We start from the raw sequence: 12,180 nt of genomic DNA, 5'->3' as shown, positions 1-12,180 counted from the left end.
AAATTAAACATGAAAAATCGATCAATTCTATTTACCTCAGTAGCTTTGTTGTTCATCCTTAGCTCGTGCGGTGTCAGTCATTCCTTTATGCTGAACCAGAACCAAAACACTACCCAGGTACATCTTGGCAGTAATAATTTCAGTGTGGTAGAAAAAGTAAGCGGTACCTCTGAGGTATCATATGTTCTGGCCATTGGTGGGCTTAACAAAAGGCGACTGTACCAAGATGCTTACAGTGCCATGGTAAAAGATGCAAATTTGACTGGTTCTAAGGCCTTAATAAATATTGTGACCGAAGAACATATTGGTGGGTTTCCTCCATTTTTCACGAAACGAACACTCACTGTAAGTGCCAACGTAGTTGAATTTACAGATTGACCAGTAAACAGATAATGTCTTAGTTTGAAAGTATAACTATTATAGCTAGCAGTAATTGCTTGTTCTCGCCTTGTTTGGAATTCCTTGCAGAATTTTCAGCTTGGTGAGTACTTGCAAAGTTAAGTAGAAATCCACGCTACTGCTCATAGCAGAGAACGTTAGTAGGAAAATAGGTTAATGACTTATATTAATTCAAAAACAACCTTCTAAAAAAGTCCTTAAATAGCGGTAGACCTAGTCGATGAAGTACTTGTGGTTAATGTTTATATTACATTTACTGAGTTGTTAGGCTTCATTAAAAACAACTAATAACCAATATAATTTTTATTTTAACGTATTTAAATTCAAAAGAAATCAATGAAACATTACATCTACTTATTAGTACTTATCGCATCGATTTTAATGGTCAATCAACCTGCAATTGCACAAACAACTGAGTCCCAAACAGAGCAATTTCAAAATCGAATAGTCGATTCCATATTTTCTAAAACTTTGAGTGAAAGTCGTGACTTTTGGGTAAGATTACCAGATAATTTTCAGCCAGATAATGATGAAAAATATGCCGTGATTTATCTAATGGATGGATTTTCACTAGAAAGCACTTTGGAAGCTGTTTACGGTAATTACTGGGGGCATTACCTGCCCCATATGATACTTGTTGGGGTTTCTAATCGCAAGAACCGAACAAGAGATTTAACTACTTCGCAGCTAAAAATGAGACGCGGGAGTGCATTTGATTATGAAACTGGAGGTGCAGAAACCTTTACTAAATTTATGGAAGAGGAACTCATCCCATATATTGATAGTAAGTATCCAACCATGAACTACCGCACATTAATTGGTCATTCCCATGCAGGGCAGTTTACCATAAATATGTTGGTTAACCATGCACATCTCTTTCAAAATTATATAGCCATAGATCCAACTTTGGATTGGGACAACCAAAAATTATTAAAGCAAGCTAAAGACAAATTTAAAACGGAAGATTACAATGGGAAATCGCTTTTTGTTTCACTTGCTGCAGAGATGTTACATATACAAAATGAAAGTATAACTATTGATAATGTAATGAGTGACACTTCAGAATTCTCATTGCCTGCACGTTCTATAATAGAATTCTCCCAACTTGCGAAGAGCCAAAATCAATTAAACTTTTCATGGAAGGTTTATCATGAGGATTTACATGGTACTGTACCGCTACCAACAATAAGAGATGGGCTGATTTTTCTTTTTCAATGGTATCAGTTCAAATCTCCTCAAAAATTTAATAATCCAGAAACACCTATAGAAGAATTGGTTTCGCTATTGAAGGAGCAGGAACAAATCTATACCGAACATTTTGGTGTTCCCACTGCACCAATGGTAGACGAAATGTTAAATGGCTATGGCTATATGAATATGCAAATGGGACAGCCTGAAAAAGCTTTCATGTTTTTTGAAATGAACATTAAACAAAATCCAAATAGTGCAAATGCCTATGATTCGATGGCTGAGTATTATGAATCTCAAAACGACAAAGAGAATGCCTTAAAATACTTAAACAAGGCCTTTGAATTAAGTGGTAAAGATTACTATAAAGAAAGAATTGAAGCGGTAAATAAAAAATAACGAAAGGCTAACAACGTATATAAAAATAGTAGTTTATTCGCTTAAATAAATGAATATCAATAAATTATAGGTCATTTGAAACTGAAAAAATAGTGCGTAAAATCCGCTAGTTTTCATATACAAGAACGTTAGGCCAAAAGAGCACTGCGCTTATATCTAATAACTAGAGGCTAAAGGCAATAATTGCGTTTATTCAATTGTTAGCAAACATTAAGCAAAATGCAGTAGCAAAATAGTTTCTGAATTTTTTTACTCAAAAAACAAAAAATATGAATGAAAAAGAATTACAAAAAATAGGTGGGGCTTGCGCAATTTTTGAGGGACTTATATATATCGTTGCCTTCATTATTTACGGAGCTATACTAGTATATCCAGATGCTACTGCCAGTGCAAATGAAAGACTTAACTTCCTAACAGAGAATCACCTGACTTTTTCATTATTGACTTTTACCAGCTATATTTTATTTGGGATAGTATTGGTAGTATTGGTTATTGCAATCTACCATCGATTAAAAACTTATTCACTAATTAGTTCACAAATAACATCTGTTTTTGGTGTAATTTGGGCTGGGTTGGTTATTGCAGGTGGGATGATAGATAATATAAGTCTCAACGCTATCATTGAAATGGGAAGTAAAGAGCCTGAAAATGCAATGTTAGTTTTTTCCGCTACTAATATCATTACAGAAGGGCTTGGTGGTGGAAATGAAATAGTTGGAGGAATTTGGGTATTATTATTAAGTCTAGCTGCCTTGAAAGGGCATTTGTTTTCTAAACCACTAATTTTTTTGGGTATTCTAGTTGGAGTAGCAGGAATATTAACAATTTATCCATTAGATATTTTTACAGAGGTTTTTGGAATTGGTCAAATATTTTGGTTTTTATGGATTGGAATATTTATGATACGAAATCCATTGATAGAAAAGACTAATTAAAACGTTTGCTAACACTATATATGAAATCATAGCTCCCTTTCGGTCGCTACGCTTCATATACTCACCGTTGGCATTTATTAAAACGAACTATGAGAATCACTTTAATATTATTTGTATCATCCATTTTATTAAGCTGTTCTAGTGAAGCTCAAATTTATCCAGACATAAATTGGGCAACTCATCAAAATCCGGTGGAAGCAGGTTGGGGTGATGCAGATAGTAGAACTTTCACTCGCTATATAATTGATAGCACCTATATTACTGGACTGGTCATTATTCATAAAGGACAGGTTGTACTTGAATTCGGGGACTTAGAAGAAAACAGCTATATCGCATCATGTAGAAAAAGTGTATTGGCTATTCTTTATGGGAAATATGTGGAAAATGGAGTCATTGACCTTGATAAGTCACTTAAAGAATTGAAAATTGAAGACCATACTCCATTTCTTGAACTTGAACAATCAGCAACTATCAAAGACTTAATATCAGCACGTTCAGGAGTTTTCTTACCTGGCTCAAATGGTGGTGATTTCAGAAGACTTGCACCTGAAAGAGGATCTGTTAAACCCGGTAGTTATTGGCTATACAGTAATTGGGATTTTAATTTGGCCGGATATATTTTCGAACAAGAAACGAATCGAAATATCTATGATGAAATAGAGGCACAGTTAGTAGAACCTCTTGAAATGCAAGACTGGGAGAGATCTTTGCAAATAAAAAATGGGAATCTGGAAGTGTCGAAGTTTCCAGCCTATCATATATGGTTATCAACAAGGGATATGGCTCGTTTAGGTTTGTTGATGTTGAGAAAGGGTAAATGGAAAGAAAAGCAAGTTGTACCACAGAATTGGGTAGAGGAAATGATTACTCAAAGAACCTCTTATCTTGAAGCCCAGAAAAATGCACCTGTTCTAAAAGAAGACGGCCTTGATCTTGGATATGGATATATGTGGTGGTTAATAGAAAACACAGAAGACGCTAGATTAAAAAATGCTTATTCAGCTCAAGGTGCATTAGGACAAAACATTACTGTATATCCAGAAATAGATGTTGTCCTAGCTTTTAAAACAAAAAGCGATTATAGACGGAGAAATAGCATTCAAACACAAATGAATGTGATTAGGAAGGCTGTTGAAATCTACAATCCAAATTAAAAAATAACCCTAAGACTATTATGAGAATAGTAAATTACATAATGATTTTAAGCATATTTATACTAGCCTCTTGTAATCAAGCAAAAAAGCAAAATAGTGATTTTACGAAAGCTGCTAAAACGGCCGAGATTGATACAGAGGAACTGGTGGCCATGCTGGATACCATTTGGAGGACTGAACAGGAACCTATTCGAATAAGGGATTCTCTGGGCAAAGTATATGGTTATGAATGAGAAGAATTTCAGAAGCAAAATGAAATATACCATAGAAACCATGATATAAACGAAAAGAAAATACTTTAACTTCTGTAAAGTATGTGCCTTCACAAACATATAAAAATTAACAAAATGAATAAAAATATCATTGCAGTACTACTTTTACTGATAGGTATTAATCAGGTAAAATCACAAGATGCTGGACAAATTGTAATCGGCACAAAACATTCACTTAGGTCTAATATCTTGAATGAAGATAGAGAGTATTGGGTTAGTATTCCTGATTCATACCATGATGAAGCATCATCCCACAAGAGATACCCAGTGCTTATTGTGCTTGATGGAAACTCGCACTTTAAGCCCATAGCAGGAATCGTAAACTACATGAGTTCTAATGCGTACAGAAGCTTGACAATTCCAGAAATGATTGTGGTGGGTATTCAAAATGTTGATAGAAGAAGAGACTACACGCCAGACAAAGTCATTACAGTCAGAGAGAATAATACAGGTGGCGGAGATAGCTTTCTGAGTTTTTTGGAAGAGGAACTTATACCTGAACTAGATCAAAAGTTTAGGACTAGTCCATATAGAATGCTTTTTGGACATTCCTTAGGAGGTTTGTTGGCCACTCATACCTATATGAAAGAAAAGACAGTTTTCAGTTCATTTATTGCAGTTGACCCCAGTTTTGGGACGTGGGATTCAGAAACCATGGACAAAAAATTAGATTCACTGACAGAACGACCATTTGAAAGATTTATTTACATAGCCACTGCCAATTGGGGCAAAAGGAACATCAGAAATCGTGATCGGCATGTACGGTTATATGAAGCATTGAATAGCAAATGCAAAGGCGAATTGCCTGCAAAATTAGAATACTTTGATAATGAAGACCATAGCTCAGTTCCAATCATTGCTTTTCATAATGGAATCTCTGCAATTTTTAAAGGCTATGGGATTTCCTATCGTGATGTGAAAGATAAAGATCAACTAACTAGGCATTTTCAAACACTTTCTAAGCGACTTTCATGGGACTTCCAACCTCCTGAATATCTTGTAAACCAATTAGGTTACAGAATGATACGAAGTGGAAATGATAAAGACAAAGCCAAGGCATTAGAATTCTTCACATTGAATGTAGAAAACTACCCTAAATCATCTAATTCCTATGATAGTCTTGGAGAAGCTTATGAAATATTAGGTGATACTCAAAAAGCCATCGCAAATTATGAAAAATCTCTTGAGCTAAACCCTAGTAATGAACACGCCAGAGTGAAAATAAAAGAATTAAGCAATAGAAAATAAATACGATTGGTAACATCCGCTTTAGCAAATGCGGGATAACTTGTGAAAGTAATTGCAAAAAAACAAACTAACCAGAAAACTAAATGCTAGAAAATTTATCGGAACGTAAAGAAGTCTGGAAAACGATCTTTCTATTTCTCGCTCTCGTATTTGCGCTTACTTCACCTTTCCATTATGCCATTGTAAAATTATATCCATCGCGGATATATGTTGGAGCAATCATGTGGTGTCCTGCTATTGCTGCATTTATCACCTTAAAAATAAAAGGGCGTAAAATTTCATCTCTGAATTGGAATTGGGGAAATTGGAAATATATCCGATGGTCTTATTTCATTCCTGCCTTATATGGATTAATCACTTATATACTAATCTGGAGTTTCGGATTTGGAAGTTTAGCCAATGAAGAAGTGATTTTAGACTGGGGAAAAGAACTTGGTTTGTTTGGAATAGGAACGTTAAATCCAACGGCAATAACAATAATAGCCATTATTTTAATAGGTACTGTAGAAGTAGTAAGAGCATCAGCAACAACTTTAGGAGAAGAAATTGGATGGAGAGGCTTTTTTATCTGTGAATTGAGAAGGGTACTTTCATTTACTGGTGTATCTCTCTTTAGTGGATTTATTTGGGCTGCTTGGCACTGGCCGCTGCTTGTTTACTATAGTAATAATGTGCTATTGGAATTTATAACATTCTTTATCGTGATTATTTCTATGTCATTTATTATGACATACTACACTTTTAAATCTAAAAGTCTATGGCCAGCAGTAATTTTTCACGCAGTGAGCAATGTGTATATTCAAAAATTATTACCCCCTCTAACAATGAAAACTGTTGGAACTGAACATTGGCTTGGTGAAAACGGAATTATGTTTGCAATTGTGACTTTCGTTTTTGGAATTTACTTTTGGAGAAAAGCAATTAAAGATAAATTGTAACTGAAAAACGCAGGGCCTAATCGAGTCGGCCGTGAGCCATAAGCCCACAGTGCGCCTAGCACCCTCTGGAATAATATGGTATCTTCGATATCAGATACCCATACTCGGCACACACACTAAATATAGGTCATTGAGCAGATGGTGCTAAAATCGAAAATGATTACATTTAAGAAAATATTTAGCAAATTGGTAATTTGGAGCTTTGTGTTTGTAAAGGCACATACTTTACAAACAACCTGAGGAAGACATAAAACCTAAGAAAAATTGTTTTAAACATTATTAAATAAGGATTCGGAATGAACTCATGGAAAACAAATTTGTAGACTATTTTTCAAGAATACCTCCGCTTTCAAAAGAAAAAGCAGAGGCCATTGCCGAGAGTATGCAAACAAAGCAATTCAATAAATGTGAGTTCTTGGTACAGTAAGGACAATTTAAGGATGAATTGTAGGCTTTCTATTATTTGTTCTGAAATGAAATACGATTTAGCTAGCTTACACAGTTATAATCACATTACCTCGTTTATGTCCCATTTCCACATATTCATGTGCTTCCGCTATTTTCTCCAAGGGATAAACTCTGTCAATGACAGCTGTGATCTTGTCTTGCTCCGCCAAGGATTTTAAATTCATAAATGCCTCTTTAGGAGTTAATGGCGTTCCATGATCGATGGAGATGTATTTTCCTTCAGATGTCACTGCTTTTTTACTTGCTTCTTTGAGTGCCGAAGACTTATTGTTACCTACGGCATCAATAACATATTTGTATGTTGAAAGTTGCGATTCGGCATTATCTACCCTATAGTCAATCGCTTCATCGCTACCCAAAGACTTCACTAAATCAAAGTTTTTGCTGCTGCAAACACTTGTAACGTGCGCACCAGCATGCTTTGCCAATTGAATCGCCATGGTTCCAATACTACCCGAAGCGCCATATATCAGTACTTTGTCTCCATTTTTAATCGAAGTCTTCTTCAATAAATGAGAAGCAAGTAATCCACCGTAAGGAATGGCTGCTGATTCTTGAAAACTTTTGTTGTTTGGTTTGTGCGCAATATTCCAGTCCTGAGGCAAGCAGATGTACTCTGCATAAGAACCAAAAAGACGTTTTGTTGGTGAAACCGAACCATATGCAAATACCTCATCGCCTACATTAAACTTGCTTACTTCCTTCCCCTTGGCTTCAATAATACCCGAAGAAACCATTCCCAAAATTGGGTTTCTTGGTTTACCGAAACCAAAAATCATCTGTAGAATAAATCTCGAAACCGCTGGTTCGTTCAGTCTTCGAATAAGAACATCGCTTGTTGTTACCGAGGTAGCTTTAATTTTTATAAGCACTTCATTATCCTTTGGTGTTGGCTTCTCAAATTCCGTTAATACTAAGTTTTCAGAACCCCCATACTTTAAACATTCAATTGCTCTCATAATTTTATTTTTTAGTGTATCATTATGGTAACAAAGTTATTAATGGTGCATTTCAATTTCATTGATTTGGGTTAAGAAGTGCAAGACTTTGATCTAGCTCTCCCCGACCTAGAGGACATGTACTTGCATTTTCTTAGAAAACCTTTTTCTTTTAGGACACCCTCATTGATTAACGGGGTGGCCTAAAAGAAAAAATCACCTTCTTTGAACGCTTATCTTCGATGCTTGAATGCCTTTTTTCCTCATTATAGTATTGGAAACTGACCAGGTCAAAGCGAACCTGCTTCTTGCGCCACCTTGGTTTAAACTTGCTTGTAAACCTGTCTGTCGGCAGACAGATTTTCTACATGTCAGATCAGTGATTTTAATAGTCTTTAAAACTAAACTTACTGTCCAGTTCTTTGGGGAGACATCAGCCTGTCTTTATAGAAGGACGGAAAATTGGTAGAGTAACACTAGACAGATTTAATGAGAAAGGAAGTGGCAGGTCTAATGTGATAGCCTCAGCTTTGAGATATCCTGAAAATCTTTGGATAGAAAAATAGCTAATCCTATCCCGCTTGACTAAACTGATGGGTTTTAAGAATTAGCATAAATAGATTTCCCAAATCCAAATTAATGACTAGGTTGCTTTCAATTTATTAATTAAAGAAAAGTTTAAGTATTTTGCTTAGAACTTGACTTATAGCAGCACAAACTAATGACCGAAAGCGTAATAAATTATTTTAAAAAGATTACAAATCTTTCATCCGAGGAGAGCAAAATTCTTTCAGAAAGTATGTTGCTAAAAACTTTTGAGAAAGGAAGCTTCTTAATCAAAGAAGGCCAATACGAAAACGAGAGTTTTCTTGTGATGAAAGGGATGGTTAGACAATATAAAAATGTTGACGGAAATGAGGTCACTACAAATTTCTTCAACGAAGAGCAGTGGATCATCAATTTTGAAACCGTGGAAGGTAAATCAATTTCCAAGTATAACTTGTTATGTGTGGAAGATACCACTGTTGTAATTGGAGATGAAGACAAGGCAATTGAACTATTTAAACAGTTTCCGAAATTCGAAAGGGTTTCTCGTCAAATAATGGAGACCGTTTTTAAGGAGCAACAAGAACAGATGGTCTCTCATCTTACTGATAAGCCAGAAAACCGATACTTAAAGCTTTTGGCTGCAAGACCAGATATTTTCCAAAGAGTAGCTCAATACGATATTGCCTCATATATTGGGGTTAAACCTGAATCCCTTAGTAGAATCAGAAAAAAACTAGCGCAAAAGGATTAATCTATTGCGCTACTCTTTTGTCTGAACCATTGAATGGAATATCCCACAATAAAAACAGTAGTTACTATTTCTATCACTGCGAAGAATAAATAATAGCTCGTAAATGTCCCAACAAATAAAGAGGCTACCATGGCTAAAGTCTTTACACTGCCTGCAAAAATATTGGCTATTGCATTTGCTTTTCTTTTTAATATTCTAGAAAGCAAAACCATCGCGATAGGAATCTCCATTAATATACCTGCATAAAGGAGGAAGCTTTCATTAATCACCAGTCCTTCTACGGTTCCTGTTAAATACTGCTTTAGCAGACTTGAATCCATTAAACCAATCAAATCACAATACAAATAATTTAAGGTCACAAATATCCAAAGGACGCTTAAGAGTTCTTTTTTATTTTTCATTTCTTTCCTTTTTAGATTTCACTTTCCATTTAATAGCGTCTATTGTTATGAAGGTAGTAGCAGCAATTTCAAATGCCGAAAATACAGTATAATGTGGGGTGGGTTTCCCAATAAATAAAGTACTAGCCTGCACCAAGGTCATCACTGTGCCTGAGGCTATTTGCACCCAACGCAAGGTCTTTTCATCTTTTATGAGGTGAGGTAAAAACACATTAGATATTGGGATTTGCATAAAAACGGCTGCAACTGATAAAAATTCAGGTGTAATCTTGGTTCCTTCTACTAAGCCGGCTTCATATTGTGCATGAATATTGGCATCCATCAAACCTACTAAATCTGCATACAAGTAATTCAAAGAAGCGAATGCCCACATACTTGAATATAGATTGCGCCTGTTTTTAAGAAAAGGTTCTGATTGCAACTGATTTGTAAGCTTCAGATTATTATTAGCTTGAACTATCATCGCACTTGAAACTCCCACTTCCAAGTTTAAATTATCCCATGTATTCGACTGGTATTGACTTTGAAAATCCTTTTTCTTGTTCCATTCTAGCTTATCAGCTAAAAAAAGCTTCTTCTCGAATTTTAAATTGTTCTTAAATTCAAAATTACTAGGACTACTATGTCGATTGAACTGTACAGCCAATCTACCCTCCTGAGCAAAACATGATAGGTTCAAAAGTATTCCGCTCAACATTAAAATGATCTGTTTTCTGATATCCATTTTCTTTTTACTTTTATGATAGTACAAAGTAAATCTGCTGGGATATCATTATCATTGACTTTGGTTAAGAAAGGAATTACTAAACCTAAACTTTTTGGTACTAGATAAAGCCAGTAATTAACAATAGCTATTCGGAAAACCATTCGCCTATTAAGAAAGTATGGTCCCCAAAAAAATCATTGTATTGGACGCACATCTAATGTGCTTGAATGCCCTCATTGCTCAATATATCATTATAAGTTTTACTTCAGTAGTAAGTTAAAGGTCAATTAAAGTCCTTTTGTGGTAGATAAACTTTATTCAGAGGACACATCAATAATTAAAAACAAATGGTTCAAATCTTTAATCTAAAACGCAAATCTGGTTCAAATCTTTAATCAGATTGTGATGCACAATTATAATATGTAAGACCAATAATCAATCAGTTTAGACCTGATAGGTAGTTTCAACTCCTGCTTCACTACCTTTCAAGTTACTGCATCTATTCAGATATCCTCATCGCTTTTTATAAATGCCAAAAATATTTCCTATCATTGCTAACTAAAATAAATACCCCTTTTCTATTAAGATGAGAACACTCCTCCCTATTTTACTAATATTTAGTTCATTTGTGACTTCCTGCAAAGACCAAGAACTTCAAACTCTTCTGGAAGTAGATTTAACTATACTTGAAAAACTCGATTCGATCTCAGCAATAGAATTTGAACAAGAGCGAAAAGACGCTACTCAAGAATTCTGGAATGAAATGAAAAACAACAACAGCATTCCCTATACAAAAGATAGTCTTGCCGTTTTCTTTTATTTCGAAGATGCTCAAGAAGTGAGCTGGAATGGAGATTTCAATTCATGGTCTCAAGACCAAAGTTTTAAGAATGACGGCACAAATATAGAAGGTACCAAATTATGGTATTGGTCATCGGTATTTCCTAAAGATGCCCGTTTGGACTATAAAATTACTGTAAATGGTAGTAATTGGATTTTGGATCCTCAAAACGAGCACCAGCAGTGGAGTGGTTTTGGACCTAATTCTGAATTAAGAATGCCCGAATATGAAGCTGAGAGTGCTTTAGAAACTGCTGCAGGAATTCAAAGAGGAACGGTCGAGTCTTTTCAAATTTTCAGTAACCAATTACAGTATGAAATTGCATACCAAGTTTACTTCCCTGCAGATTATGAAAATTTGAAAGACCTTCCTATTATCTATGTCACTGATGGCCACGAGTATAGCGATGAGAAATTAGGCAATATGATTACAGTACTGGATAACTTGATTGCAGATGAATCTCTACAGCCAATTCTGACTGTATTTATTGATCCACGAGATCCGAATAACCTGAATACAAACCGCAGACAATCCGAGTACCCTATAAATGTAAATTATCTGGATTTTGTCACTGAGGAACTGATTCCTCAAATTGATACACAATACAAAACCGATTCTCAAGCTGACAAAAGAGCTATTCTAGGCACCTCACTTGGTGGAATCAATTCATCCTATTTTGGAGCCAAAGCCTCTCAGCATTTCAAAAATATTGCTATTCAATCCCCTGCTTATTGGTACCGAGCCAATCAGATTTATGATATCGTAAAAGCAGCTGAACATTCTGATACTAAAATTTTTATGACTGCTGGCACCTTCAATGACGGGCTTGAAAATGCAATAAAAATGAAAGAAATCTATGAATCTAAAGCTTTAAATATTGAATTGATGACCGTTAATGAAGGTCACAGCTGGGGAGCTTGGGCTGCCCAATTAGATGATATTCTAGTCTATTTTTACGGCAAAGAGTAAGCTCAAAGCGAGACGAAAAATATT

12 protein-coding genes are annotated in these 12,180 nt (G+C 35.2%); 9 read left to right on the top strand and 3 right to left on the bottom strand.

Annotated elements, in window-relative coordinates; translation table 11 throughout:
* Window positions 1–9: 9 nt before the first annotated feature.
* The 7 genes from Q3Y49_RS10270 to Q3Y49_RS10240 all read left to right on the top strand — a co-directional run bounded on the left by Q3Y49_RS10270 (window position 10) and on the right by Q3Y49_RS10240 (window position 6,533).
* Window positions 10–378: a DUF6567 family protein gene (locus Q3Y49_RS10270; protein WP_303268065.1), complete on the top strand. Its 369-nt coding sequence runs from the start codon at window positions 10–12 to the stop codon at window positions 376–378.
* A gap of 357 nt (window positions 379–735) precedes the next feature.
* Entirely contained in the window at window positions 736–1,986 is a 1,251-nt protein-coding gene (locus tag Q3Y49_RS10265) for an alpha/beta hydrolase-fold protein (protein ID WP_303268064.1), read from the top strand.
* Window positions 1,987–2,255: 269 nt separating this feature from the next.
* The gene (locus tag Q3Y49_RS10260) at window positions 2,256–2,921 is read left to right on the top strand and encodes a hypothetical protein (protein ID WP_303268063.1); all 666 of its coding nucleotides are present in this window, start codon (window positions 2,256–2,258) and stop codon (window positions 2,919–2,921) included.
* 89 nt (window positions 2,922–3,010) lie between these two features.
* A complete protein-coding gene (locus Q3Y49_RS10255; protein ID WP_303268062.1) occupies window positions 3,011–4,075 on the top strand; it encodes a serine hydrolase domain-containing protein in 1,065 nt (354 codons plus the stop codon).
* Window positions 4,076–4,095: 20 nt separating this feature from the next.
* Entirely contained in the window at window positions 4,096–4,308 is a 213-nt protein-coding gene (locus Q3Y49_RS10250; protein WP_303268061.1) for a hypothetical protein, read from the top strand.
* Window positions 4,309–4,422: 114 nt separating this feature from the next.
* The gene (locus tag Q3Y49_RS10245) at window positions 4,423–5,595 is read left to right on the top strand and encodes an alpha/beta hydrolase-fold protein (RefSeq protein ID WP_303268060.1); all 1,173 of its coding nucleotides are present in this window, start codon (window positions 4,423–4,425) and stop codon (window positions 5,593–5,595) included.
* An 83-nt stretch (window positions 5,596–5,678) separates the two neighbouring features.
* Entirely contained in the window at window positions 5,679–6,533 is an 855-nt protein-coding gene (locus Q3Y49_RS10240; RefSeq protein WP_303268059.1) for a CPBP family intramembrane glutamic endopeptidase, read from the top strand.
* Window positions 6,534–7,027: 494 nt separating this feature from the next.
* Here the strand turns inward: Q3Y49_RS10240 and Q3Y49_RS10235 are convergent, their stop codons facing one another.
* On the bottom strand, window positions 7,028–7,960 hold the full coding sequence (locus Q3Y49_RS10235) for an NAD(P)-dependent alcohol dehydrogenase (protein ID WP_303268058.1): 933 nt from the start codon (window positions 7,958–7,960) through the stop codon (window positions 7,028–7,030).
* 700 nt (window positions 7,961–8,660) lie between these two features.
* On the opposite strand from Q3Y49_RS10235, the gene Q3Y49_RS10230 reads away from it, so the two are divergent.
* Window positions 8,661–9,239, top strand: coding sequence for a Crp/Fnr family transcriptional regulator (locus tag Q3Y49_RS10230; RefSeq protein WP_303268057.1), 579 nt, complete (start codon window positions 8,661–8,663; stop codon window positions 9,237–9,239).
* Here the strand turns inward: Q3Y49_RS10230 and Q3Y49_RS10225 are convergent.
* Together Q3Y49_RS10225 and Q3Y49_RS10220 are read right to left on the bottom strand one after the other, a co-directional pair.
* A complete protein-coding gene (locus tag Q3Y49_RS10225; protein ID WP_303268056.1) occupies window positions 9,236–9,640 on the bottom strand; it encodes a DUF6326 family protein in 405 nt (134 codons plus the stop codon). The genes Q3Y49_RS10230 and Q3Y49_RS10225 overlap by 4 nt on opposite strands.
* Window positions 9,630–10,364: a DUF6326 family protein gene (locus Q3Y49_RS10220; RefSeq protein ID WP_303268055.1), complete on the bottom strand. Its 735-nt coding sequence runs from the start codon at window positions 10,362–10,364 to the stop codon at window positions 9,630–9,632. Before Q3Y49_RS10220 ends, Q3Y49_RS10225 begins: the two co-directional genes overlap by 11 nt.
* Before the next feature lie 568 nt (window positions 10,365–10,932).
* Between Q3Y49_RS10220 and Q3Y49_RS10215 the strand changes: the two genes are divergently transcribed.
* Entirely contained in the window at window positions 10,933–12,156 is a 1,224-nt protein-coding gene (locus Q3Y49_RS10215) for an alpha/beta hydrolase-fold protein (protein ID WP_303268054.1), read from the top strand.
* Window positions 12,157–12,180: the final 24 nt, after the last annotated feature.

The sequence above is a fragment of the Marivirga harenae genome, assembly GCF_030534335.1.
In the GTDB taxonomy this organism is placed as follows: domain Bacteria; phylum Bacteroidota; class Bacteroidia; order Cytophagales; family Cyclobacteriaceae; genus Marivirga; species Marivirga harenae.
This window is presented reverse-complemented; position numbering and strand designations above follow the sequence as displayed.